Consider the following 23,899-nt stretch of genomic DNA (forward strand, 5'->3'; position numbering starts at 1 on the left):
GTTTTTTGAAAGGTCTGCGGGGCGGGCTGGTCTTCGGTAATCCTTGGGATCCATGGTCCGACGCCATGAACTCACCGACGCCGAGTGGGACCTGCTCGCCCCGCTCATGCCCGCCCACCCCCGCAAAGGCAAGCGGTGGGCCGACCACCGCCGCGTCATCAACGCCATCCTCTACCGCACCAGGACAGGCATCCCCTGGCGCGACCTGCCCGAACGCTACGGCCCCTGGGAAACCGCCGCCGGACGCCACCGCCGCTGGTGCCTGGACGGCACCTGGCAGCGCATCGCCGACCGGCTGCGCATCGACGCCCTCACCGGCGCCGAACTCACCGCCGGTATCGACTCCACCGTGATCCGCGCCCACCACCACGCCGCCGGAGCCCCAAAAAAGGGGAGGCGGCCCGGGACGAAGGGGACAGGGCCCAAGCACTCGGGCGCTCGCGGGGCGGCTGGTCCACCAAGCTCCACCTGATCGCCGACACCCGCCGGCGGCCGCTGGTCCTGGCCCTCACCCCCGGCCAGCACGCCGACACGGTGATGCTGCGGCCTCTGCTGGAGCGGCTGCGCCTGGCGCGCTCCCAAGGGCGGGCGCGCACCCGCCTGGACCGGTTGCTGGGCGATAAGGCCTACTCCAGCCGCGCCAACCGGTCCTACCTGCGCCGGCGCAAGACCAAGGCGACCATCGCCGAGCCCGCCGACCAGCGGGCCAACCGGCTGCGGCGCGGTTCGGCGGGCGGCAGGCCCCCGTCCTTCGACCGGGAGGCCTACCGCTTGCGCAACACCGTCGAGCGCGCGATCAACCTGCTCAAGCAGAACCGCGCGGTGGCCACCCGCTATGACAAGCGGGCCGTGATCTTCGAGGGCACCGTCCAGGTGGCCTCGATCAGAATCTGGCTACGCGACCTTACCCGTTCAACAAACACTGCCTAGCCCGGCCCCCACGTGCGCGCCGCCCGCCCCGGGCCGGGGCGGGCGGCGCGGGGCGTCACGCGCCGTCGACCGGGGCCCGGTCCAGCACGCGCACGCCGATGGCCTCCAGGCGGTCGAGGTGCTCGAAGTCCTCGCGCTCCTCGGCCTCGCCCACGCTCAGGAAGTAGCTCTGGCTGTCGGCGGGGCCCCACAGGATGGTGACGTCGCCGGCGCCGTCCAGGGGCTGGAAGCTGTGGGCCACGTCGCGCGGCCCGTAGACCACCGCCCCCGGCCCCACGTCGTAGGTGGTCGCCGTGGCCAGGGACTCCCCGCCGATCCAGAAGCGGAACCGCCCGCTGTTGACCAGCCAGATCTCGTCCTCGCGGGTGTGCAGGTGGAAGGGCGGCGCGTCCTCGGGCCGCATGGCGCGCTGGCGGATCATGAAGAACCGCCCCCCTGTCTGCTCCCCTCTGAGGATCACCTCCAACTCGGTGTTGTAGTAGCCCTGGGACTCCACCTCGTCGGGCAGCGCCACCACGGGGACTCCGTACGGGTTCTCCACCGCGTCCTCGGTCTTCATCCCGCTCACTCCTCGCCTGAGATATTTGCTTGCACAGGCAGACATTATGCGCGAAAACCCCTTACGGCAAGGGACTTCGGGAGTGACGGGACGCGCGCGCCTCCCACGCGACGGTGCGCGGGACGGCCCGTACCGCCCCACCAGCACGGCCGCCGCGCCGCCGCGCCGCCCGCGGCCGCGTGTGGCCTTCGGCACCCTTTGGACGGCGTCCGCGCCGGGGCGGGCCGGTCCCTCCGGTCGGGCGTGGGGCAGGACGAAGGTACCCCCGCGCGCAGCACGGGCCCGATCCGCAGGACCAGCGCCTGCACGTCCGCGGGATCGCGGGCGGCGCGCTCCCACACCTCGCGCAGGAGCGGGCCGGCCGGCGGCGCGGCCCCGGCGGCGCGCACCGTGCGGCCGCGCGCCGTGGTGGGCGGGTCGATGTCGACCCGCCCACCACCCGCCACCTCCACCAGCGCCGCGCCCGCCAGGGTGTGCGGGAGCGCGCCGCCCTCCCCGGCGAACGCGCCCGACCGCGGACGACCAGCAGCGGCATCGGGTCCTCGACGATCAGCGGCGCGCCGCACACGGGCCTCCTCGGTTCTCGCGCCCCCTGCCGTGGCCGGGCCCGCGCCGTGGTGGCGCCGCCCCCGCCGTTCCAGCCGCCGCGGCGGCCGTCGCACAGTGCGCCGGCGTCATGACTCCGCCATGACATTCGTCTGGTGGAAGTCATGAGCGGTGTCACTGGCGGGCGCCGCGGGGCGGCCGCAGGCTGAGGGCGCACCCCCTGGCGGCGGTCCGGAGCGCGCCCCGCGGAGCCGGAGCGGCAGGGGACCGCAGGAATCCACACCCCCAGGAGGACGAACATGCGACGAAGGCGGAGCGCGGCCCGGCACCTGGCCCCCGTGGTGGTGATCGGCCTCGCCGGGTCGCTGGTCGCGGCACCGGCCGCGGCCGACGACACGGGCGGGGTGCCGGCGGCGCCGGTGGAGTGGGGCGCCTGCCGCGAGGACGTCGCGGCCCAGGCTCCGGAGCTGCGGTGCGCCACCGTGCCGGTGCCCCTGGACTACACCGACCCCCAGGGCGCCGCGATCGACATCATGGTCTCCCGGCTGGCCGCCCCCGGCCCGAGGAGCGGCGCGGCATCCTGCTGCTCAACCCCGGCGGCCCCGGCGGGTCCGGGCTGACCCTGCCGGCCGACCTGGCGGCCCTCGGCCTGCCCGCCGGTGTCTCCGACCGCTACGACCTGATCGGCATGGACCCCCGCGGTGTCGGGCACTCCGCTCCGGTGAGCTGCGGGTTCACCGCCGACCAGGAGTACTACGGCAACATCCCGCCCTACGCGGCCGACGACGCGGCGGTCGCCGAGCAGGCCGCGCTCGCCGAGGCGGTCGCCGACCAGTGCGCGGCCAACGACCCCCACGGGCGGCTGCGCCACATCACCACCGCGAACACCGCGCGCGACCTCGACCGGATCCGCGCCGCGCTGGGCGAGGACAGGGCGTCCTACTTCGGGCTGTCCTACGGGTCGGCCCTGGGCGCCGCCTACGCCTCGATGTTCCCCGACCGCACCGACCGGGTCGTGCTCGACAGCAACCTCGGCGGCGCCCACCTGAGCCGCGACGCCATGCGCCGGTTCGGCCTGGGCGCCGAGGAGGCCTTCCCCGACTTCGCGCGGTGGGCGGCGGCGCGGCACGCGAGCTACGGCCTGGGCCGCACCCCGGAGGCGGTCCGCGCGACCTACACCGAACTCGCCGAGCGGCTGGACCACACCCCCGTGGCCGGCGTGGACGGCCGCGTCTTCCGGTTGGCGACCTCCGTGGGCCTCTACGGCGAGGCGCAGTACGCGCCCACCGCCCGGCTGTGGGAGTCGGTGCGCGACTCCGACGAGGCGGCGGTCCGGCGGCACCTGGCCGACAGCGGGGTGCCCGTCGGCCCGCCCGCCGCCGGCGCGGGCGCCGCGGACCCGGCACCGGGCGCGCAACTCTCTCTCCCTACGACAACACCTGGTCGGCGTTCCTCGCGGTGACCTGCAACGACACCGACTGGGCCGAGGACGTCGACACCTACCGGCGCGCCGTCGCCCAGGACCGCGAGCGGTACCCGCTCTACGGCGCCGCCGCGGCCAACATCACGCCCTGCGCCTTCTGGCCGCACGAGCCGGCCGAGCCGCCGGTGGAGGTCTCCGCGGAGGGCCCGCGCAACGTCCTGCTCCTGCAGAACCGGCGCGACCCGGCAACGCCCCACGTGGGCGGGCGGCTGCTCCGGGAGGGGTTCGGCCACCGGGCCCGGCTGGTGAGCGTGGACGCGGGCGGGCACGGCGTCTACGTCTTCGGCGACAACGCCTGCGCCTGGAACACCGCCACGGAGTTCCTGGTCGAGGGCGCGCTCCCGAAGCGGGACACCTCCTGCGGGGCGTCGGCCGGCCTGGACCGGCAACTCGACGACGAGGCCCGGCACCTGCGGGCCGAGACGCTCGACCGCCTGCGGAGCACCCCCTGACCGCGGGCGGCACCGCCCGCCGCCCGTGACCCCCGGCGGGGCGGGTCCGCCCGCCCCGCCCCGGCGCTCTTGCCGCCCGTCAGCGGCTCGCCTCGGCGGGCCGCCGGTCGGGGGCGCGCGGCTCCTCCTCGGGCGCGGCCCGCAGCAGCCGCAGGAGCGGACCGGTCATCATCGTGGTGCACAGGGCGACCAGGGTAAGGACGGCGGCCATCGGGGCGTCGATGATGCCGGCGTCGTAGCCGATCTGGATGACGATCAGCTCGGTGAGGCCGCGCGCGTTGAGCAGGGCGCCCAGGATGAGCGCCGACCGCGGGGCCATGCCCAGCAGCCAGGCGCACACGCCCGGCCCCACGACCTTGCCGGCCACCGCGAGCGCCAGCAGTACCAGGAACGCCGGCAGCGCCGGCCCGGTCCAGTCCAGGGCGCCCAGGTCCGCGGTGAGGCCGAAGCCGAAGAAGAAGAACGGCAGCAGCACGTTGCGCGCGGTCGCGGTCAGCTGGTCGGCGACCCGGATGAACCGGCCGACCGGGCCCGTGTCCGCGCCCGGGGCGGTTCCGGGCCAGGCCAGCCCGACCAGCATCGCGCCGATCAGCTGGTGCACGCCCAGCGCGGCGGTCAGCGCCGCGGCCGCCGCCACGCCGACGGCCAGCACCAGCGACTCGCTCGCGCCGCCGCCGGCGCGCTGCGCCCAGCGGCCCAGCAGCCGCTTCACCGGGCCCAGGAACAGCGCCACCACCAGCACGGTGGCCACGCCGTTGACCATGACCACCATCGGCGCGGAGCCGGCCGCGGCGGCCAGGACCGCCGCCAATACCAGCCAGCTGGCGCCGTCGCCGACCGCGGCGGCGAACAGGCTCAGCCCGCCGACCTCGGTGCGCAAGAGGCGCAGGTCGGTGAGCATCCGCGCCAGCACCGGGAACGCGGTGATGCTCAGCGCGCAGCCCATGAAGAGCACGAACGCGGCGCCGCTGCCGTTGGGACCGGCGAAGGCGGCGGCCAGCGGCACCGCCGCCAGGGCGCCGAGCGCGAACGGCACCGCCATCGACGCCTGGCTGACCAGCAGCGCCCGGCCCGTCGCCCCGCGCAGCCGCATCCCCGCGAGTTCGCGGCCCACACCGAACATGAACAGCACCAGGCCGAACTGCGCCAGCCCGTCGATGGGCGCCAGGACGGCGGACGGGAAGAGCCAGTCCATCACCCCCGGCGCCAGGCGGCCCAGCAGCGAGGGTCCCAGGGCGAGCCCGGCGCAGATCTCGCCGACCACCCGGGGCTGGCCGACCCGCTGGGCCAGCGCGCCCCCGGCGCGGGCGGCCGCCAGCACCGCCGCCGCGGCGAGGAAGAAGTGCCCGGTGGCGCCCAACTGCAGGAAGCCGCCGGTCTCGACGGGCCCCTGCCCGCCGCCGGAGGCCAGGCTTCCGGCCGCCACCGCGGCCGCGACGATCGCGACCAGCGGCACGGTGCCGGTCAGCGCGGCGGCCAGCAGCCAGCGCCGGCCCCGCCGGCCGGGGGCGGGCCGCTCCGCGGCCCCCTCCCCCGGCGGGTCCGGCACCGCCGGCGCCGGTCGCGCCGCCTCCGTCGCACAGGGCGGCGGCGGCACGCGGGGCGGCGGCGAGGAGTCCGGGGACTCGGGGGGTGGCGGCGCGGTCATGCCGCGCCCGCCTCGGCGATGAGGTCGCGGAGCAGTTCACTGGCCCCCGCCGCGACCGTTCCGGCGAGCGCGTCGCGGTGCACCCGCGCCACGGCGGAGGACTCCAGACAGCCCTGGGCGCCGTGCAGCCGCGCGCAGGTCTGCGCCGCCGCCACGGCCAGTTCGGTGGCGCGCAGCTTGACCACCGACGCGGTCCGGGTGTCCAGCCGGCCCTGGGCGTGCAGCCACGCCGCGTGGTGGGCGTAGCGGCGCACCGTGTCGTACTCCGCCAGCAGGTCGGCGACCTGGTGGCGGACCGCCTGCCGCTCCCCCAGGCGGCCGCCGTTCAGCTGCCGGGCGGCCAGGTGGGCGGCGAGCAGCTCCAGGGTGTGGCGGACCCCGCCGACCGCCAGCAGGCCGGCCACCAGCCGCTCGAAGTCCAGGGCGCGCATGAGCTGCAGCAGCGCCCGCCCGGGGCGGCCCAGGAGCGCGCTTGCCGGCAGCTCCACGCCGTCGAAGTCGATCTCGGCGATGTCGGCGGACCGGTACCCCGACATGGGCTGCGGACGGCGCACCACCCCCGGGGCGCGGGCGTCCACCAGCAGCAGGCCCGCGCCCGCCAGGCCGTGGCCGGTGCCCCCCGGGCGCGGTTGGCCCGTCCGGGCCAGCACGACCAGCAGGCCGGCCCGCGTGCCGTTGGCGATGTAGCACTTGCTCCCGTCCAGCCGGAACCCGCCCTCGGGGCGCGGTTCGGCCACCGTCCGCAGGTCGCTCAGGTCCGATCCCGCCTGGTGCTCGGTGATGGCCAGCGCCGTCACCCGCTCGCCGCGCTGGGCGGCGGGCAGCCAGGCCGCCCGCTGGGCCTGCGAGCCGAACAGCAGCAGGTAGGACGCCGCCATGTAGGCGTGGACGCCAACCGACGACCGGATCCCGGCGTAGCCGGTGGCGCCCAGCTCCTCCAGCAGCACGGCGCTGCGCAAAAAGCCCGCGCCGCTGTGGGCCTCGCGCAGCAGCCCGGCGGCGCCCAGGGCCGCCCAGCCGGAGTCGCCGACGAAGCCCTGCCGCTCCCAGTCGTCGGCGAACGGCAGCACGGCCTCGCCCAGCCGGGCGCGTACGAAGGCGCGGAACTCGTCGTGGCCGGTGTCGTAGAAGGGGAACTCCCAGGAGGGCTGGTGGTCGGCCGGGACCGCGGCCGCGCCGGCGGGGCTCACGTGGCCGCCCCCGAGGCCGACCGCGCCGAGGCGGAGCCGCCCGGCGCGGGCGAATCCGGCCCGGAGGGCTCCTCCAGCGAGGCCAGCAGCGCCGCCCGGTCGACCTTGCCGGTGATGGTCAGCGGCAGGTCGTCGCGGACCCGGATCACCGCCGGGACCATGTAGGCCGGCAGCACCGCGCGCAGCCGCGCCCGCACCGCCGCAATATCGCAGCCCTCGGCGGCCGGGACCACGAACCCCACCAGCTCCAGGCCGCCCTGGCCGCTGGGCCGGGTGGTGACGTAGCAGCGCCGCACCTCGGGCTGGGTCTGCAGGTGGTGGGCGATCTCGCCCAGCTCGATGCGGAAGCCGTTGACCTTCACCTGGTCGTCGGTGCGCCCCTGGAACACCAGGTGCCCGCGCGGCGACAGCAGGGCCCGGTCGCCGGTGCGGTACACCCGCTCCCGCTGCCCGCCGATCACCAGGTCGGCGAACTGCCGGGCGTTGACGTCGGGCAGCCCCAGGTAGCCGGGCGACAGCCCGGGCCCGGCCAGCAGCACCTCGCCGGACTCCCCGGGCTCGCACAGCCGCCCGTCCTCGACCAGGTAGGCGCGGGTGTGCTGGATGGGGCGGCCGATCGGCAGGCTGGGCTCCTCGGGATGCAGCTCGCGCACCGGGTGGTAGGTGGCGAAGGTGGTGCACTCGGTGGGCCCGTAGACGCTGACGATCCGGTCGGTGCCGTAGTGCCGCAGCGCCTGGGCCATGTGCGGCAGCGAGTGCGCCTCGCCGCCGGTGAGGACGGTGCGCAGGACGGCCAGCGTGTCGGGGGCCTCGTCGACCACGGCGTTGAACAGCGCGGTGGTCAGGAACAGCACCGTCACGCCGTGCTCGGCCAGGACCTGGCGCAGTTCGCCCAGCCGGATGAACGGCGACGGGTACAGCACCAGGGTGCCGCCGTTGAGCAGCGCGCCCCAGATCTCGAAGGTCGCGGCGTCGAAGGTCACCGGCGCCATCTGCAGCAGCACCGCGTGCTCGTCCAGGCGGGCGTAGCGCGCCCCGTGCACCAGCCGCACGATGCCGCGGTGGCGGACCGGCACGCCCTTGGGCAGGCCCGTCGAGCCGGAGGTGAAGTTGATGTAGGCGAGGTCGTCGGGGCCGGCGCGGTACACCGGGGCCGGGGCCGCGCCGTCGTCGGGCCGCGCCGACTCCACGGCCAGCACCCGCCGCCCGGGCAGCCGGGCGCCGAGGGCCGCCGTGTCCGCCTCCCGCGCCACCACCAGCCGCGAGGCGGCGGCGTCCAGCAGCGTGCGCAGGCGCTCGTCGGGCCAGGCGGCGTCCACCGGCAGGTACACCGCGCCGCACTTGAGGATCGCCAGCAGCGCGACGACGAGGTCGGGGCACCGGGGCAGGACGACGGTCACCGCCTCGCCCGGCGCCGCGCCGGCCGCCCGCAGCGCCGCCGCCAGCGCGTCGGCGCGCTCGTCCAGTTCGGCGTAGCTCATCCGGCGCCCGTGGTGGACGAGCGCGGTGGCCCGGGGGCGGCGGGCCGCCTGCGCCTCGAACAGCTCGGCGACACCGCGCTCCGGATAGGGGTCGTCAGCGGCGCCGTTGAGGGCCCGGTGGGCCGCCAGGGCGGCCTCGGTCGCCTCGACGGCCTCGCCCGGGCGGCTCCCCGCGCCGCTCATCCGTCGCTCACCAGCCTCGCGTTCACGGTCTTCACCACAAGCTCCCGGTGGGTGTCCAGAAAGAAGTGGCCTCCGGGCATCTCCAGCAACTCCGAGCCCGGGCCTCCGTAGCGCGGCCAGCCCAGGGTGGCCGCGCGCCCGTCGACCGGGTCGTCCCGCCCGTACATGGCGGTGATCGGCACGTCCGACGGGGATCCGCCGTGCATGTCGCCCCACAGCTCGGCGAGCCGCATGTCGCCGCGCATGGTGGGCACGAACAGGCGCAGCATGGCCCGGTTGGCCAGCAGTTCGGCCGGAAGGCCGCCCATGGCGCGGACCGAGTCCAGGTAGGTGTCGTGGGGGAGGTCGTGCAGGTAGGGCCGGTGCTGCGGGTGGTCGGGGCTGCGGCAGCCCGAGACGAACAGCCGCCGGGTCAGCCCCGGGTGGGCGGCCGCCGTGCGGCGGGCGACCTCGTAGGCGAGCCGGGCGCCGAAGCTGTGCCCGAAGAACGCGTGCGGTTCGGCCAGGACGCCCGCGGCCGCGAGCGCGCCGAAGGTGTCGGCGACCAGCGGCTCCCAGTCCTCATACAGCGGCTCCCGCAGCCGCGGGCCGCGGCCGGGCAGCCGGACAGCGAGCAGTTCCGTGCCGGGGTCGAGGGGCTGCGCCCAGGTGCGGAACAGGTCGGGGCTGCCCCCGGCGTAGGGGAAGCACACCAGGCGCAGCCGGAGGGGCTCCGACGCGCGCCGGATCAGGGGCAGCCAGGTGTCGCTGTCGAGCTGCACGGCCGCGCTCTCAGCCGCGCGCGTTACGCAGGATCGTCGCGGCGATCTGGCGGACGGAGCTCTCGGCGAACAGGTCCTCCGGCGGGAGGACGTCCTCGCCGAACGACTCCTCGGCCTGCGAGATGAGGCGGATCGCGGTCAGCGAGTTGCCTCCGGCCTCGAAGAAGTCGGAGTCGGCGTCCTTGGCGTTCAGCCCGAGGCCCGTGCAGGCGGTGACCACCCACTCCTCCAGGCCCTCCTGGGTGAGCGGGGCGGCCGGCGTGCGGTTCGACACGGTGGCGGTCCTTTCGGGGTTCAGCGCGTGCGGAAGGGGTGCCCGGTCACCGTGCGGTCCACGAACCGGTTGTGTCCGAAGGTGTCCTCGCCGGAGGTCAGGACGTTGCCGAATTTGGCCAGACTCGCGTCGCCGCCGAACTCCTCCAGTTCGGTGGAGTAGGGGTAGACCCGCACCTGCGTCGGCAGATAGCGGGCGGCGAATCCCAGGCGCATCTGGTCGGTGAGTCCGCTGTGCGGGTGGGAGGCGTGCATCAGCGTCGACCAGAACACGATGAACTGGCCCTGGCGCATCACCTGGGAGACCGCCTTGGACTCGTCCGGGCTCCAGTTGGGGTCCTTCTGCAACTGCCGGTAGTCGTAGCCGAAGAAGCCCCGGCGCACGCCGTTCTTTTCAACCTTGTTAATGTTCTCTGAATTGTATTCCATCACCTTGGACTCGTCGTAGTTCATCGACTTGTGCGAGCCGGGGATGAACTGCAGGCAGCCGTTTTCGACGGTCGCGTCGGTGAATGCCGTCCATACCGTGATGGTGCCGCCGAACTCCGCGTCCTCGGGCCAGACGATCTGCGGGTGCTTGGAGCCGGCGACATTGGAGAAGTTGTCGGCCTGGTGCCAGTCGGTGCCCTCGTCGCCGGGGTACTTGGGGAAGAACTCGGTGCGCCAGCACAGCGTGTTGGGCCCCAGCAGGCTGGAGACCCGGTCGACGATCTCGGGCCGGGTGATGTGGTCGGCCAGGAAGTCGATGTCCAGGTGGCGGTCGTAGTTGGCCAGGTTGGTGGTGCCCGAGACCGTCCTGCCGCCGCCGTAGATCGCCTTCTTGGTGTTGAGGAGCTTGGGCCGCAGGGCCTGGAGGTGGGCCTCCATCTCCTCCTTCTCGTAGAGGTCGAACGGCCCGATGTAGCCGTCACGGTGGAACTGCTCGATTTCTTCGGAGCTGAGGTAGAACGTTTTCGCGTCGGCGGGGTTTCCCATGACTCAACTTTCTTGAGGCGCGCCGAAGGGCAGGCGCGGAAACGCAACATAAACGTTCGGAGCGGAAGATTTTCGATCACGGCGAAGGGACGTCCGGAACAGGAGTCGGAGATATCCACGGGGTTCATTCGGCTCACCCGGTGAACGGATTTCATCACTAGTTCCCTGCCGCGTCAACAGTCGCGGGAGAAGTCCCCGGTAGACGCGATGATCGTTTTCCAGGCCGCCGCCCGCGCCCCGGTGGAGGAACTGCGGATATGCCGAAAAAGCCGCCCGGCGGAGTCCGAAAAGCCCCGACCGGCGCGCTCCTCCCCCGCTTCGGCGGGGTTTCCGCGGGGTTTCGGCGAGGGTTCAGCGGGGGTAGCGCACGACCAGGACGGCCTCGGCGTCGCCGTCGGGCGCCTGGTAGACGTGCGGAACGTCGGCGGCCCAGCGCGTGTGCCCGCCCGCGGGCACCCGCACCGGCGCGGCCGGGTCGCCCACCAGGACCGTGCCGGACAGCACCACGACGTGCTCGGTGGTGCCCCGGGTGTGCCCGGGTGAGTGCTGGACGGCCGCAGCCCGGACCCGGATCCGGTAGGTCTCGGTCACCGCGTCGGCGTCCTCGTACCGGTCGGTGAGCACCGCGTCCACCGCGTCGCCGGAGATGCCCACCGGCGCGGCCGGCCCGGCCAGCGCGCTGCTCAGCGGCACCCCCAGTTCGGTGGTCAGGGCGTACAGCGTCTCGAGGGTGGGGTTGCGGCGGCCGCCCTCCAGTTCCGACAGGGTTCCCTTGCCCACGCCCGAGCGGCGGGCCAGCTCGGAGAGGGACAGGCCCCTGGAGACGCGCAGCTCGCGCAGCCGGAGACCGACCTGGACCGCCAACCCCATGCCGCCCCCTCTGCGTCCCGGCCGGTCGCGGCGGGTTGATCACAGCTACCGTCGGGTCTATCGTTCCATAGGCACATCGTTCCGTTTACGGAACGACACAGCCGCGCCCGCCGGGGTGGCGGGCGGCGCAGCGGCATAGGGGGTCCCATGGAATCGACGACGAGCAGGCCGCTGCCCGAGCGCAGCGCCGAGGTCGCCCGCGTCCTCGCCGCCGAAGGCGCCGCCGGCACGGTGCGCCAACTCTCCGACTCCACCCGGACCGCCGCCGAGGCGGCCGCCGCGCTGGGCTGCGAGGTCGGCGCGATCGCCAACAGCCTGGTGTTCATCTCCGACGACGAGGCCGTCCTGGTCATGACCAGCGGCCGGCACAGGGTCGACACCGCGGCCCTCGCCGCCCGGTGGGGACGCGGCAGGCTCCGCCGCGCCACCCCCGACCAGGTGCGCGAGGCCACCGGCCAGGCCATCGGCGGCGTGGCCCCGGTCGGCCACCCTCGCCGGCTGCCCGCCGTGGTCGACTCCGCCCTGGCCGACTACCCGCAGGTATGGGCGGCGGCCGGAACACCGCACACGGTCTTTCCCACCACCGCCGACGAACTCGTCCGCCTGACCGGCGGAGTCCTGCTTCCTGTCACGGCCTAAAGGGCCGCGGCCGTGTGCCGCCGGGCACGGGTCAGACCCGGCGGCGCACGGCCCCACCGGCGCTACCCTTCCGCCCGGGCCGGGCGGTCGGCCAGCTTGAGCCAGACGACTCCGCCGATGATGACGGCCAGCCACAGCGCCTTGGCGGGGGTGAGCGTCTCGTCGAAGAAGACGGGCCCCAGCACCGCGGCGCCCACGGCGCCCAGGCCGGCCCAGACGGCGTAGCCGATCCCGACGTCGATCCTCTTCAGCGCGACACTGAGGGCGAACAGCGTCAGGAGGAAGAAGACCACGGCGGAGACCGACCAGCCGACGCGGGTGAAGCCCTCGCTGCCGCCGACGCTGAGCGCGTAGCCGACCTCGAACGCGCCGGCCAGCAGGAGCACCAGCCAGGCTCCGGCCTTGCCGGCGGTGTCGGGGGAGGCGGCGGCGGGGGACGTGGTGGACGCGGTCATTTCTCGTTGCTTCCTTTCGGGTGGAGTGGTGTGGGGGCGGGGAACGCGGATCAGGCGGTGCCGCTGAGTTGGAGGCCGACGACACCGACGACGACCGCGAGGATGCCGAGCAGCTTGCGCCAGTCCAGGCGCTGGCCGAGGAAGAGGGCCCCGACGACGACGATCCCGGCACCGGCCACCGAGGTCCAGAGCGCGTAGCCGACACCCACGTCGAAGGTGAGCAGCGCCAGGCTGAGGAAGAACGTCGCGATACCGCCGCTGAGGAGCGTGGCGGCGGTCCACCCCGCGTGGGTGAACCCCTTGGCCTTGCTCGCCGACAGCGCGACCGCGATCTCGAAGATCACGGCGATTCCCAGGTAGAGCCAGCTCATGGTGGTCCTTTCAGCGGTTGTTTATATGTATGTACATGCATTTACTTGACCGAAAAGGAGCCGCGCGGGAGCCCGGCGCCGGTTTCAGGCCCCGATCAGGCCGCCGATCGCGGCGAACGCGCCCCGCAGCCGCGCCGCGTCCAGGTGCGGGTAGTGGACGGCCGTGTTCGCCAGCAGGTCGCGCAGCCGCTCCTCGTAGGGGCCGCGGACCTCGCGGAGCAGCTCCTCGCCCCGGTCGGTGAGGACCGCGTAGACCCCGCGGCCGTCATCGGGGCAGAGGTCGCGGACGGTCAGGCCCTTGTCCTCCAGGCGGGAGACCATCCGGGTCACCGAACTCTGGTTCAGGCCGACCTTCTGGGCGAGGTCGTTGACCCGCAGCTCCCTGTCGGCGGCCTGGGCGAGGTGGGCGAGCGCGCGGTACTCGGTCAGGCCGACACCGTGGCGGTCCGCCAGCCACTTGCCCAGGCCGGCGTCGACCGCAGAGGCGAAGGCGGCGACCTGGGACCAGTCCGCGCTCACGCCGTCGGCCATCGCACCGCTCCATGTATCTGCATGTACATGCAGATAAGCTAGCACGGGCTCCCCCGCCGGGGAAGCCCGCCCGCCTCGCGCCCCGCCCCGGTCGTCCCGGGGCGCCCCCTCGGGGGGTGTCCGCGCCCGGCCCCTCAGCGGCGCAGGCGGGCGTTGAGCCGGGCGGCCCGGCGCGTCAGGTGGTCGCGCTCGGCGAGGTTGGACGCCCGGCCGGCCGCCTCGGCGTACAGCCGGGCCGCTGTCTCCAGGGCGCCGTCGCGCTCGTGCAGGTAGGCGGCCACCGCCGCGTACCTGGGCAGCGCGGAGTCCAGCTCCGCGAGCGCCGCCAGACCGGCGCGCGGGCCGTCGGCCTCGCCCACGGCGACCGCGCGGTTCAGCCGGACGACCGGGCTGCCGGTCAGGCGCCACAGCTCGTCGTACCACTCGACGATCTGCGGCCAGTCGGTCTCCTCGGCGGTGGGCGCGTCGGCGTTCAGCGCCGCGATGGCCGCCTGCGCCTGGAACTCGCCCAGCCGGTCGCGGGCGAGCGCCGCCTGGAGGATCCCGATCCCCTCGGCGATCAGCGCGGTGTCCCACCGGGTCCGGTCCTGCTCGGCGAGCGGCACCAGGCGGCCGTCGGCGGTGGTCCGGGCGGCGCGCCGGGCGTGGTGCAGCAGCATGAGGGCGAGCAGCCCGGCCACCTCCGGGTGGTCGATCGCGCCCGCGAGCTGCCGGGTGAGCCGCACGGCCTCGGCGGCGAGGTCGACGTCGCCGGAGTAGCCCTCGTTGAAGACCAGGTAGAGGACGCGCAGCACGGTGGCGACGTCGCCGGGCCGGTCCAGCCGCACGCCTGCGACGGTGCGCTTGGCCCGGCTGATGCGCTGGGCCATGGTCGCCTCGGGCACCAGGTAGGCGCGGGCGATCTGGCGGGTGGTCAGCCCGCCGACGGCGCGCAGCGTGAGCGCGACGGCCGACGACGGCGACAGCGACGGGTGCGCGCACAGGAAGTAGAGGCGCAGGGTGTCGTCCGCCGCGGGCACCGGCCCGGGCGCCGGCTCCTCCTCGGCGCGGTCCTCGCGCCGGCGGCGGGCGGCGTCGGACCGCGTGGCGTCGAGGAACCGGCGCCAGGCCACGGTGACCAGCCAGCCCTTGGGATCGCGCGGCGGGTCGGCCGGCCAGACCCGCAGCGCCTCGACGAGCGCGTCCTGCACGGCGTCCTCGGCCGCCGCGAAGTCGGCTCCGCGGCGGCAGAGGACACCGAGCACGCTCGGCGTGAGGCTCCTCAGCAGGACCTCGTCCATCGGGGCGTCACTCCGTGACGGTGGGGGTCTCGGTCAGAAACGGCCGCACCTCCAGCCATTCGTGGATCGGCCTGCCGCCCGCGCCGGGGGCGGCCGACAGCTCCCCGGCCAGCTCGACGGCGCGCTCGTGGCTGTCGACGTCGATCACCATCCAGCCGGCGATGAGGTCCTTGGTCTCGGCGAACGGGCCGTCGGTGACCGGGGGGCGGCCCTCGCCGTCGTAGCGGACGAAGGTGCCCTCGGGGGCGAGCGCCTGGGCGTCGACGAACTCGCCGGTCTCCTTGAGGCGGTCGGCGAAGTCGCTCATGTACCGCATGTGCGCCGTGATCTCCTCCGGGCTCCACCGGTCCATGGGGACGTCGTTGACCGGAGCCGGGGCCCCGCGGTAGTGCTTCAGCAGCAGGTACTTGGCCATGGTGTCTCTCCTCGGTGCTCCTGCGCCCCATTGTGGGCGCGTTCACCCCGGGGACGGAGCCGGACGCGGGTTCTCGACACGGCCGGCGAACTTTTTTTCGGCGGGTCCGGCCGGGGCCGGACCCGCCGCCGCGCGGTGGCCGCCCGACGGGATTCGGCGCGGCGGTAACAACCGCCCTCCCCGCGACATAGATGAATAACGTCGCACGGAGGGAATCCGATGACCAATGACCGGGACGAGGAGAGCGGATCGAGGGCCGCGGGCGAGTTCACCCGCTTCTTCGAACTGCACTACGACGCCGTCTACCGCTATGCCCTGAGGCGGGTGGGCCCCGACCACGCCGACGACGTGGCATCGGAGGCGTTCGGGGTGGCCTGGGCGCGGTTCGACCGCGTGCCCCGGCAGAGCCCCCTGCCCTGGCTCTACACCGTGGCGCGCAACATCGTGCTGGCCCGGGGCCGCCGGGCCCGGCGCCGCGGCGAACTGCCCGACGCCTTCGACGGCCCGTGGCCGCACGCCCCCGCCGAGCCCGACGTCACCGCGCAGGTCCTCGACCGGCAGGCCGCGCTCTCGGCGCTCAACCGCCTCAAACCCAAGGACCGCGAACTCGTGATGCTGCTGGCCTGGGAAGGGCTCGACCTGCCGACCGCCGCCGGCGTGCTGGGCTGCACGGCTGCCACGGCCAGGGTGCGCCTGTACCGGGCGCGCCGGCGGATCGAGCGGCTGCTCGGCGAGGGCGGCGCCGCGGCCACACCCCGAAACCACCACCTTGTCTCCCAGGAGGGCCCGAAATGAGCACGGACGAACGCGTTGTGCGCGGCATCTTCGCACCCCACGACCCGGCCGCCGCCGTGCGTGTCGGCGAGGACCAGCGGGCCCGGGCCCGGGTCGCCGCGCTGGCGGCCGCCGCGAGCGCGCCGCCGCGCGCCCACCGGCGGGCCGGCCGGGGCCGGTGGATGCTCCTGGCCGCGGCGGGCGCGGCCGCGGCCTTGACGGTGGCGGGAACGGTGGCCGTGAACACCGCGGCGCCCGCCTACGCCGGGCCCCCGCCCCCTCCCCTCGCGGTGGTCCCCGCCGAGGTGACCGACGCCGACGAGGAACTGCTGGCCCTGGCGGACCGGGCCGAGGACCGTCCCCCCGTGCGCGGCGAGGGGGCGGACGTCGCCTACGTGCACACCTCGGAGTGGACCCTCACCATGTCGCAGAACGCCGACACCGACGAGGAGGGGTGGGGGGTGCTGCCCGTCGACCGCGAGGTCTGGCGCTCCCTGGACGACTCCGGCTACGCGATCGAGCGGCCGCAGCCGCCCGAGCACCTGTCCGGCGACCCCGACCCGCTCAGCCGGCTCTTCGGCGAGGGGCCGACGGAGGAGGAGTGGGGCGAGGGCGAGGGCGGCAACGGCATGTTCCTCACCTGGAAGCCCGACACGCTGCCCACCGACCCCGACGAGTTGGCCGCCCGGCTCTCGACGGTGGACGGTGTGCCGAGCGGCGGCAGCGCGCGGCTCTTCACCGCGCTGCAGACCCTCTACAGCGAGATGCCGGTCGACCCGGAGGTCCAGGCCGCCGCGCTGCGGGCGCTGGCCGACCGCGACGACGTGCGGTTCGCCGGGACGGCCACCGACCGCGAGGGCCGGGAGGGCCTGCTCTTCCTGACCGAGGACCGGGAGTCCAGCGAGGGGGAGGTGCTCCAGCGCCGCATCATGTTCGACCCGGACACCGGGATGCCGCTCTACCACGAGACGGTCGTGGTGCGCAGCGAGTACCGCAACGCCGACGAACTGCCCATCGTGAACCACTACGCCGCCCTGGTGGAGACCGCCTGGGTGAGCGAGGTCCACGAAGCCCCCTGACGCCGGCCGCCGGGCCGAGCGGGTGCGGCCCCGCCCCCTGGTGGCGGGGCCGCACCCGCGGTGGCGGCCCGGGCGGCCCGGGGACCGGTTCACCGGCCGCGGCCGCCGGAAGGCCGAGGCGCGGGGGTCACGCCGGCGGCCGGGCGAGCCGGGCGGCCACGGCGTCGAGGACCCAGTCCAGGCCGGTCGAGAAGGTCGTCTCGGCGTCGACGTCGGGGCCCTCGTAGACCGCCTTGGCCAGGGCCGGGAAGCGGCCCGTGGCCAGCATCCGCCGCAGGTGCGGGCCGAAGGCGCGCTGCCAGTCGCGCTCGGACAGGCCCGTGGCGCGCTCGGCCCGCCGGTCCGCGACCTCACGCCGGATCGCGCCGATGGTGTAGGCGTTGACCATCTCCACGGCGCGCAGGACCGTGCCGAGATCGGCGAGCCCGTCGAGGGCGGCCAGCGCGGCCTCGGTCACGGCGAGGGCGTGGGGGCCCAGGGACGGGCGGCCGCCGAGCAGGTCGGCCAGCCACTCGTGCCGGAGGGCGGTCTGCCGGGTGCGGTGGGCGCGGACGCGCAGAGCCTCCCGCCAGTCGCCGGGCGGCTCCCCGGTCAAGATTTCGGCGTGGACCTCGTCCACCATGAGGTCGAACAGCTCCTCCTTGGTGGCGATGTGGCCGTAGAGCCGCATCGGTCCGACGCCCAGCCGGGCGGCGACCTTGCGCAGCGACACCGCCTCCAGCCCGCCCTCGTCGGCGAGCGCGACGGCGGCGGCCACGATGCGCTCCCGGTCCAGCGGCGCGGGGCGGGCGGGGGGATCCGGGCGGTCCCATACAGTCATGCGAACACCGTACATTTGCGATACGCCGTATTGGATCAATACAGTGTATCGGCATGAGACACCGTATCGCCGTGGTCGGCGCCGGCCCCGGCGGCCTGACCTTCGCCCGCGTCCTGCACCGCCGCGGCCACCCTGTCACCGTCTTCGAGCGCGACCCCGCCCCCGACGCCCGTCCCCCGGGCGGCACCCTGGACCTGCACGAGGGCCTGGGCCGGCTCGCCCTGGACAAGGCCGGGCTGCTGGGAGAGTTCCGGGCGCTGTCCCGGCCCGAGGGGCAGGCCATGCGCGTCCTCGACACGGACGGGACCGTGCTCCGCGACTGGCGCCCCCGGCCGGGCGACCTGGCCAACCCCGAGATCGACCGCGGGCTGCTCCGCGATCTGCTGCTCGGCCCGTTGGACGTCCGGTGGGGGCGGCACGTGGCGGAGGTCGTTCCGGGGACGCGCGACGGCGTGCTGGTCCGCTTCGCGGACGGCCGGCGGGAGATGTTCGACCTGGTGATCGGCGCTGACGGCGCCTGGTCGCGGGTCCGCCCGGCGGTCACGCCTGCGGCACCGCGCTACACCGGCGTGACGCTGGTCGAGACCTCCCTGGACGACCTCGACACCCGCCATCCCGACCTCGCCCGGCTGGTCGGCGACGGCGCGGTGGCCGTGTACGGCGTGAACCGCGCCCTCGTCGCCCAGCGCGGCAGCGGCGGCCACGTCAAGGTGTACGCCCAGTTCCGCGCGCCGCTGGACTGGCACACCGACCCCGAGCGCCACCTGGGCCTGCCCGGGCGCGGGCGCGTGGACCTGGCCGACGCCGAGGCCGTGCGGTCGGCCCTGCTGGCCCTGTACGAAGGCTGGGCCGACCCGGTCCTCGATTTCCTCCGCCGCGGCACCGCCTTCGCCCACCGCCCCCACTACGTCCTGCCCGCGCCCCACACCTGGCCCCACGTCCCCGGGGTGACCCTCCTGGGCGACGCGGCCCACCTGATGCCCCCGCTGGGCGTGGGCGCCAACCTCGCGATGCTGGAGGGCGCCGAACTCGCCGAGTCCATCGCCGGAGCACCGGACACCGCGGACCTGGACGCGACCGTCCGCGCCTTCGAGCAGCACACCCACCCACGGGCCGCCCGATGGGCGCAAACGACCGCCGCCGGCCTGGACCGCCTCATCAGCCCGAACCCCACCGCGGCCCTGGCCCTCTTCGACGAGGTCCAGCCTTCTTGAGGGCCCCGCACCCGCCGGGCCACGACGCAGTCGGTTCCTCGGCCGCGCCTGTACCCGGTACTGCGCCCACGGGGGGTCGCGCAGCAGTGCTCGGGACTCCGGCCTCGCTTCCACGCCGAACCCCGGCCGCCAAGGCCGGGCGCGGCACGAGGGCGCGCGACCGTACCAGGCGCGTCCCATGCAGACCGTTTTGGTGCGAAAGAGACTGCAGAGAGTAGCGCAATGCGGTCCAACAATGACCGTCTGTGGCCACATCTCTAGGCATGACCTCCGCCACCACTTAGTGTCACTGCGTCTCCACACTCCGACACGAAAGGCGTACAGCATGCTCGGCAAGAAGACGGCGATCGTCGTCAGCACGCTGGTGGCGGCCGGCATCCTGGCGGGCGCCGCCCCCGCCGCGGCGGAGGCCGGCACCCCGACGGCTCCGCGGGCCGCGGCGGTCCCCAGTTGCGTCACGACCAGCCTCAACGACGACGGAGCAACCGACTACCTGACCGTGCGCAACGGATGCAGCTACAGCGTGCGCGTCAAGGTCGTGCTGGCCAACGCCACCGATTTCGCCTGCCAGAGCATTCCCAGCGGCGGATCGCACAACTACCAGTGGCCCTGGCCCGGTAGGTTCGACCGCCTGGCCGACTGCTAGCCGCCCATGCCGGTCGCGGCCGGGTACCCCGGCGCGACTCACCTCCTCAGCCAAGCGACCGTTCTCATAGGACGACGGCTTCTTCGCGTGGCACTCAGCCCGCCCTGGCGGGCGGCGGCTTGGTCCGTACAGCCCGGTTCGGCAACGAGTCGGCGCTGCTGGGCAACTGTCGGGCGGGACTGCGCCCAATCCGCTGGTCGGCGATGCGTCCGGGGCGGGACGCGGAGCGAGCGCGGAGCGCGAGAAAGGGACGGACCGGGCGAACGTGTTCGCCCGGTCCGTCCCCTGCACCGCAGTCGACCTGCGGTTGTGTTGGTGCGCCATCAGGGACTCGAACCCCGAACCCGCTGATTAAGAGTCAGCTGCTCTGCCAATTGAGCTAATGGCGCGCTGACGTGGTCAGTTTACCGGATGTTGGGGCGGCGTTGGGCGGGTGCGGTGCTGTGTGGGCCACACCGGCGCTGCGGGGGCGGATTACTCGGTTCGGGTGGTGTCGGGGGAGTCGGCGCGGATGGTGGCGGCCTCTTGGGCGGCGGTGGTGGCGGCTGTGTGGTCGCCCAGGGCGGTGTAGGCGCGGGACAGGGTGGTCAGGGCGTCGGCCAGGAACGCCGGCCAGCCGCGGGTGCGCCACAGGGCCACGGACTCCTCCAGGGCGGAGACCGCCTCGACGGTGCGGCCCTGGTCGAGGAGGGCGCCGCCCATCAGGGTCAGCGCGTCGGCCAGGTGGTGGTTCATGTTGTGGCGGCGGCTGAGTTCGGCGGCGGTCCGGGCCGTGGGCAGGGCGGCGGGGTCGTTGGTCGCGCGGTGCAGGCGTGCCAGGTAGAGCAGGGAGAACACCTCGGCGTAGTGGTCGCCCAGGGCGCGCGACATGGCCAGCGAGCGGGTGAGGTTGGCGCGGCCCTCGTCGACGCGGCCGATCTGGCACTGCGCGGCGCCCAGGAACTGCATGGCGGTGGCCTCGAACCGGGAGTTGCCGAGCAGCCGCGCGAGTTCCAGTGACTTGGTGAGATGGGTGACCGCGATGTCGTCGCGGCCCTCGCCGTGGGCCGCCACCGCCAGCACGTGGTAGGCGCGGGCCCGGCCGCCGAGGTAGTCGGCGGTCTCGGCGAGGTCCAGGGCCGCCTCGGCGGACTCGCGCGCCTTGGCGGAGTCGCCCTGCGACACCAGCGCCCAGGTGCGCATGACCAGGGCGTCGGACATCCCGCGGCGGTCGCCGACCTCGTGGAACATCTCCCACACCAGCTGGGACTGGTCGAGCAGCGTGCCCATGGCGCCGCTGGCGCCGCCCGAGGTGTTCTGCGTGGTCCAGGTGACGAGGTCGGCCAGGCCGCGCCGCAGCACGGCCTCGCCGCGGACGTTGCCCGCCGCCTGGCAGGCCGCGATCGCGGCCTCGTGGGTGCGCCGCCAGTCGTCGAAGCGGCCGCGCACGTCGAAGTACTTCTCCAGGCAGCCGGCGAGGTCCCAGGCGAGTTCGTCCCAGCCCAGCGCGCACGCCTGGGTCACGGCCGCCGCCATGGCCCCGGCCTCGGCGTCGAACCACGACATCGGCTCGTTGAGGAGGTCGGCGGCCTCCGGGGAGGGCAGCGGCCAGCGCAGCGCGGTCCCGTGCATGGTGGCGTAGCAGGGCCCGGGGATGTACTCGGTGGCCTGCTCGGCCAGCCACAGCCACGCGCCGAACGCGCGCCGCAGCGCGGCCTCGCGGTCGGGCCGGGGGACCTCCTCGGCGCAGCGCTCGCGGGCGTAGAGGCGCATGAGGTCGTGCATGCGGTAGCGCAGCCGGCCCGTGCCGTCGGTGCCCGAGATGGACAGCAGTTGGGCGTCGACCAGGTCCTCGACCACGGTCTCGGCCTCGGGCAGGGGGACGTCCAGCAGCGCGGCGGCCACCCACTCGGTGAAGTCGCCGGCGTCGAGCAGGCCCAGCAGCCGGAACGCCGAGCGGCCGCGCTCGCTCAGGGCGGCGTAGCTGAGGGCGAACGTGGCCCGCACCCCGAGGTCGCCGGTGCGGAGTTCGTCCAGGCGGCGCTGTTCGTCGCCGAGCAGCCGCGCCAGCCGGGACAGCGGCCACTGCCGCCGCGCGTTCAGCCGCGCCCCCGCGATGCGCACCGCCAGGGGCGCGTACCCGCACAGCCGGACGATCTCGGCGGCGTGCCCGGGTTCGGCGGCGACCCGGTCGGCGCCGATGATGCGCGCCAGCAGCTCGACCGCGCGCTCGGGCTCGAACACGTCGAGGTCGATGAGGTGGGCGCCCTCCAGGCCGGTCAGGCGGGCGCGGCTGGTGATCAGCACCGCGCAGCCGGGCGCGCCGGGGATCAGCGGGCGGACCTGCTGCTCGGACCCGGCGTCGTCGAGGACGACCAGCATCCGGCGGTCGGCCAGCAGCGAGCGGAACAGCGCCGCTCTCGCCTCAAGGGGTTCGGGGACGGCCGCGCCCTCGATGCCCAGGGCGTGCAGGAACTGCGACAGCACCTGGGCGGGATCGGCGGGGACCTCCTGGGCTCCGCGCAGGTTGGCGTAGAGCTGGCCGTCGGGGAACGCGGCGGCGCTGGTGTGGGCGGCGTGCAGCGCGAGCGCGGTCTTGCCGACCCCGCCCATGCCGGCGACGGCCGACACCACGACCGGGCGCGCCCCGCCCCCCGGGGTGCCGGGCGTGGTGGCGGGGGGTTCGGCCGCTCCCCCGCTCGCACGGCCGCCGTCCTGGGCTCCGCCCCGGCCCCCGCCGTCGGCCGGGCGCGGGCCGGGGACGGCGGCGGGGGCGGAGGGGGTGGCGGGGCGGACGCCCAGGCGGGTGTGGAGCAGGGCGACCTGCTCCTCGCGGCCGGTGAAGTCGGCGATGTCGGGCGGCAGCTGCGCGGGCACGGGGCGGGCCGGCTCGGCGGGCGGGAGGGGGTCGCCGGGCGCGGCGGAGGGGTCGGCCGGTGCGGACGGCCCGCCCTCGGGCGCAGCGCCGGGCGCGGGGGCCTCGGGCGGCGGGTCGGCGGCCGCGGGGCCGTGCAGGGCGGGGTCGTTGCGCAGGACCGCCTGCTCCAGCGCGGCGAGTTCGCGGCCGGGCTCCATGCCGAGTTCGTCGACCAGCAGGTCGCGGCCCTCGCGGAAGACCTCCAGGGCCTCGGTGGAGCGGCCCATGCGGTGGTAGGCGATCATGAGCTGGGCCCGCAGCCGCTCGCGGAAGGGGTGTTCGGCCACGAGCGCGCGGAGTTCGGCCACCACCGCGCTGTGCCGGCCCAGGCTCAGCTCGGCGTCGACCCAGGACTCGGCCACGCGCTGCCGCTGCTCGTTCAGCCGGGCGGCCTCCTCGCGGACCAGGGGCAGGGTGTCCTGCCCGGCGAAGGCCGTGCCCCGCCACAGGCCCAGGGCCGAGCGCAGCAGCGCGCTGCCCTCGGCGGTGTCGCCGGACTCCAGCGCCTGCTCGCCGCGTTCGGCGAGGTCCTCGAAGCGGCGGGCGTCGACGGCCGCGCGCGGCACCGCGAACCGGTAGCCGAACGCCGCGCGCTCGATCCGGCCGCCCTCGCCCAGGGCCTGGCGCAGGTGGTGGACGTAGACCTGGAGGCTCTTGGTGGCCGAGCGCGGCGGGTCCTCGCCCCACAGCACGTCGATCAACTGGTCCTCGGGGATCACGACATCGGGTTTGCACAGCAGCGCCGCGAGCAGGGCGGCGAGCTTGGGCGAGAGGCGTACGGACGCGCCGCGGCTGCTCACCTGCAGTGGTCCGAGAACCTCGAACTCCATGTCAACTCCTCACGGGCCGGTGCGGGGAGAGACCCCGACCGCCCGGCGCCGGCCCGGCGCCTGGCGGTGGTCGCACGCCCGGCCGCCCGCTCCGGGGGGCGCGGTGCTCGCCGCGCCCGTCCGGAACCCGCGGTCGCACCGGCCGTGGGGGCCGGTGCGGTGGTCGGACGGCCTACCGGTGAGACCGCCCGGTGCGCGCCCGCGTTCCGGGTTCGGCCGGTCCCGGCCCCGCCACGGTTTCCCAACCGGCTTCCAACCGGATTTCAGCCGGCCTCCGCGAGGATCGGAAGGGCCGGAGCGGAACTCTCGGGAACCGCACGGTGGTCTCCCGCTCGACGGGCCCGCAGGGTCGTCGCTACGGAGACATCCGCGGGCACCACAAGCGGGCTTGGCGGGAGGAAGAGACCGTTGGTCCTCCAAGGACGGCAGCCGGGTTGCGGCCCGGCTGGGAGGACCCAGGTGTCGGAACGGGCGGCCGTCTCATGATCACCGGGGCGTGACAGACACGATCATGAGGCGGTCCGCCTTATTTCCCCGGGACGGGTGGACAGGGGCGGCCCGTCCGGAGAGCGGCGCGCGGGGGAATCGGCGGGATCAG

At 74.9% G+C, this 23,899-nt stretch carries 24 protein-coding genes, 1 tRNA gene and 1 pseudogene; 9 read left to right on the forward strand and 17 right to left on the reverse strand.

Features of this window, described 5'->3' with window-relative positions:
• Positions 1 to 52: 52 nt before the first annotated feature.
• Positions 53 to 930 (forward strand): annotated as a pseudogene (locus tag HNR12_RS09635) (IS5 family transposase).
• A 55-nt stretch (positions 931 to 985) separates the two neighbouring features.
• Here HNR12_RS09635 and HNR12_RS09640 read toward each other — a convergent pair.
• Both HNR12_RS09640 and HNR12_RS29740 read right to left on the reverse strand, forming a co-directional pair.
• Positions 986 to 1,489 (reverse strand): cupin domain-containing protein, encoded by a 504-nt coding sequence (locus tag HNR12_RS09640; RefSeq protein ID WP_217781665.1) that lies wholly within the window; start codon positions 1,487 to 1,489, stop codon positions 986 to 988.
• Between the two features lie 44 nt (positions 1,490 to 1,533).
• Entirely contained in the window at positions 1,534 to 2,151 is a 618-nt protein-coding gene (locus HNR12_RS29740) for a GPP34 family phosphoprotein (protein ID WP_386693050.1), read from the reverse strand.
• Positions 2,152 to 2,334: 183 nt separating this feature from the next.
• On the opposite strand from HNR12_RS29740, the gene HNR12_RS28355 reads away from it, so the two are divergent.
• Genes HNR12_RS28355 through HNR12_RS28365 form a run of 3 tightly spaced genes read left to right on the forward strand, consistent with a single transcriptional unit; the run spans position 2,335 to position 3,970 of the window.
• Positions 2,335 to 2,655, forward strand: coding sequence for a hypothetical protein (locus HNR12_RS28355; RefSeq protein WP_246425043.1), 321 nt, complete (start codon positions 2,335 to 2,337; stop codon positions 2,653 to 2,655).
• A 14-nt stretch (positions 2,656 to 2,669) separates the two neighbouring features.
• Positions 2,670 to 3,497, forward strand: coding sequence for an alpha/beta fold hydrolase (locus tag HNR12_RS28360; protein ID WP_246425408.1), 828 nt, complete (start codon positions 2,670 to 2,672; stop codon positions 3,495 to 3,497).
• Positions 3,494 to 3,970, forward strand: coding sequence for an alpha/beta hydrolase (locus HNR12_RS28365; RefSeq protein ID WP_338119747.1), 477 nt, complete (start codon positions 3,494 to 3,496; stop codon positions 3,968 to 3,970). Before HNR12_RS28360 ends, HNR12_RS28365 begins: the two co-directional genes overlap by 4 nt.
• A gap of 79 nt (positions 3,971 to 4,049) precedes the next feature.
• Here the strand turns inward: HNR12_RS28365 and HNR12_RS09655 are convergent, their stop codons facing one another.
• The 7 genes from HNR12_RS09655 to HNR12_RS09685 all read right to left on the reverse strand — a co-directional run bounded on the left by HNR12_RS09655 (position 4,050) and on the right by HNR12_RS09685 (position 11,351).
• Positions 4,050 to 5,519 (reverse strand): cation:proton antiporter domain-containing protein, encoded by a 1,470-nt coding sequence (locus HNR12_RS09655; protein WP_179767172.1) that lies wholly within the window; start codon positions 5,517 to 5,519, stop codon positions 4,050 to 4,052.
• A gap of 95 nt (positions 5,520 to 5,614) precedes the next feature.
• Positions 5,615 to 6,808, reverse strand: a complete 1,194-nt coding sequence (locus HNR12_RS29505; protein WP_179767173.1) for an acyl-CoA dehydrogenase family protein — start codon at positions 6,806 to 6,808, stop codon at positions 5,615 to 5,617.
• Positions 6,805 to 8,472: an amino acid adenylation domain-containing protein gene (locus HNR12_RS09665; RefSeq protein WP_179767174.1), complete on the reverse strand. Its 1,668-nt coding sequence runs from the start codon at positions 8,470 to 8,472 to the stop codon at positions 6,805 to 6,807. Before HNR12_RS09665 ends, HNR12_RS29505 begins: the two co-directional genes overlap by 4 nt.
• On the reverse strand, positions 8,469 to 9,233 hold the full coding sequence (locus HNR12_RS09670) for a thioesterase II family protein (RefSeq protein WP_179767175.1): 765 nt from the start codon (positions 9,231 to 9,233) through the stop codon (positions 8,469 to 8,471). The genes HNR12_RS09665 and HNR12_RS09670 overlap by 4 nt, the downstream gene beginning before the upstream one ends.
• A 10-nt stretch (positions 9,234 to 9,243) precedes the next feature.
• Complete coding sequence (locus HNR12_RS28370) at positions 9,244 to 9,507, reverse strand: phosphopantetheine-binding protein (protein ID WP_179767176.1); 264 nt, start codon at positions 9,505 to 9,507, stop codon at positions 9,244 to 9,246.
• Positions 9,508 to 9,527: 20 nt separating this feature from the next.
• Entirely contained in the window at positions 9,528 to 10,481 is a 954-nt protein-coding gene (locus tag HNR12_RS09680; protein WP_179767177.1) for a chlorinating enzyme, read from the reverse strand.
• Positions 10,482 to 10,832: 351 nt separating this feature from the next.
• A complete protein-coding gene (locus tag HNR12_RS09685; RefSeq protein ID WP_179767178.1) occupies positions 10,833 to 11,351 on the reverse strand; it encodes an XRE family transcriptional regulator in 519 nt (172 codons plus the stop codon).
• A gap of 147 nt (positions 11,352 to 11,498) precedes the next feature.
• Between HNR12_RS09685 and HNR12_RS09690 the strand changes: the two genes are divergently transcribed.
• On the forward strand, positions 11,499 to 11,990 hold the full coding sequence (locus HNR12_RS09690; protein WP_179767179.1) for a YbaK/EbsC family protein: 492 nt from the start codon (positions 11,499 to 11,501) through the stop codon (positions 11,988 to 11,990).
• Positions 11,991 to 12,052: 62 nt separating this feature from the next.
• On the opposite strand, the gene HNR12_RS09695 is transcribed toward HNR12_RS09690, so the two are convergent.
• From HNR12_RS09695 to HNR12_RS09715, 5 genes are all read right to left on the reverse strand, one after another.
• Complete coding sequence (locus HNR12_RS09695; protein ID WP_179767180.1) at positions 12,053 to 12,445, reverse strand: DMT family transporter; 393 nt, start codon at positions 12,443 to 12,445, stop codon at positions 12,053 to 12,055.
• 50 nt (positions 12,446 to 12,495) lie between these two features.
• On the reverse strand, positions 12,496 to 12,816 hold the full coding sequence (locus HNR12_RS09700; RefSeq protein ID WP_179767181.1) for a DMT family transporter: 321 nt from the start codon (positions 12,814 to 12,816) through the stop codon (positions 12,496 to 12,498).
• 84 nt (positions 12,817 to 12,900) lie between these two features.
• A complete protein-coding gene (locus tag HNR12_RS09705) occupies positions 12,901 to 13,347 on the reverse strand; it encodes a MarR family winged helix-turn-helix transcriptional regulator (protein WP_179767182.1) in 447 nt (148 codons plus the stop codon).
• A 134-nt stretch (positions 13,348 to 13,481) separates the two neighbouring features.
• Positions 13,482 to 14,627 carry an RNA polymerase sigma factor gene (locus tag HNR12_RS09710; protein WP_179767183.1) on the reverse strand — a complete coding sequence of 382 codons (1,146 nt, stop codon included), beginning with the start codon at positions 14,625 to 14,627 and terminating at the stop codon, positions 13,482 to 13,484.
• A gap of 7 nt (positions 14,628 to 14,634) precedes the next feature.
• Positions 14,635 to 15,042 carry a YciI family protein gene (locus tag HNR12_RS09715; protein ID WP_179767184.1) on the reverse strand — a complete coding sequence of 136 codons (408 nt, stop codon included), beginning with the start codon at positions 15,040 to 15,042 and terminating at the stop codon, positions 14,635 to 14,637.
• Between the two features lie 219 nt (positions 15,043 to 15,261).
• Here HNR12_RS09715 and HNR12_RS09720 point away from each other — a divergent pair, with 219 nt between their 5' ends.
• Complete coding sequence (locus tag HNR12_RS09720; protein WP_179767185.1) at positions 15,262 to 15,837, forward strand: RNA polymerase sigma factor; 576 nt, start codon at positions 15,262 to 15,264, stop codon at positions 15,835 to 15,837.
• Positions 15,834 to 16,895 carry a CU044_5270 family protein gene (locus HNR12_RS09725; protein ID WP_179767186.1) on the forward strand — a complete coding sequence of 354 codons (1,062 nt, stop codon included), beginning with the start codon at positions 15,834 to 15,836 and terminating at the stop codon, positions 16,893 to 16,895. The genes HNR12_RS09720 and HNR12_RS09725 overlap by 4 nt, the downstream gene beginning before the upstream one ends.
• Positions 16,896 to 17,022: 127 nt before the next feature.
• Here HNR12_RS09725 and HNR12_RS09730 read toward each other — a convergent pair whose 3' ends face one another.
• On the reverse strand, positions 17,023 to 17,715 hold the full coding sequence (locus HNR12_RS09730) for a TetR/AcrR family transcriptional regulator (RefSeq protein ID WP_179767187.1): 693 nt from the start codon (positions 17,713 to 17,715) through the stop codon (positions 17,023 to 17,025).
• Positions 17,716 to 17,768: 53 nt separating this feature from the next.
• Between HNR12_RS09730 and HNR12_RS09735 the strand changes: the two genes are divergently transcribed.
• Positions 17,769 to 18,929: an FAD-dependent oxidoreductase gene (locus HNR12_RS09735; RefSeq protein WP_179767188.1), complete on the forward strand. Its 1,161-nt coding sequence runs from the start codon at positions 17,769 to 17,771 to the stop codon at positions 18,927 to 18,929.
• Between the two features lie 325 nt (positions 18,930 to 19,254).
• A complete protein-coding gene (locus tag HNR12_RS09740) occupies positions 19,255 to 19,575 on the forward strand; it encodes a hypothetical protein (protein ID WP_179767189.1) in 321 nt (106 codons plus the stop codon).
• Positions 19,576 to 19,888: 313 nt separating this feature from the next.
• Here HNR12_RS09740 and HNR12_RS09745 read toward each other — a convergent pair.
• Positions 19,889 to 19,964 (reverse strand) — tRNA-Lys (locus HNR12_RS09745).
• 85 nt (positions 19,965 to 20,049) lie between these two features.
• Complete coding sequence (locus tag HNR12_RS09750; protein ID WP_179767190.1) at positions 20,050 to 23,301, reverse strand: AfsR/SARP family transcriptional regulator; 3,252 nt, start codon at positions 23,299 to 23,301, stop codon at positions 20,050 to 20,052.
• Positions 23,302 to 23,899 lie beyond the last annotated feature (598 nt).

The sequence above is a fragment of the Streptomonospora nanhaiensis genome (assembly GCF_013410565.1).
GTDB lineage: Bacteria > Actinomycetota > Actinomycetes > Streptosporangiales > Streptosporangiaceae > Streptomonospora > Streptomonospora nanhaiensis.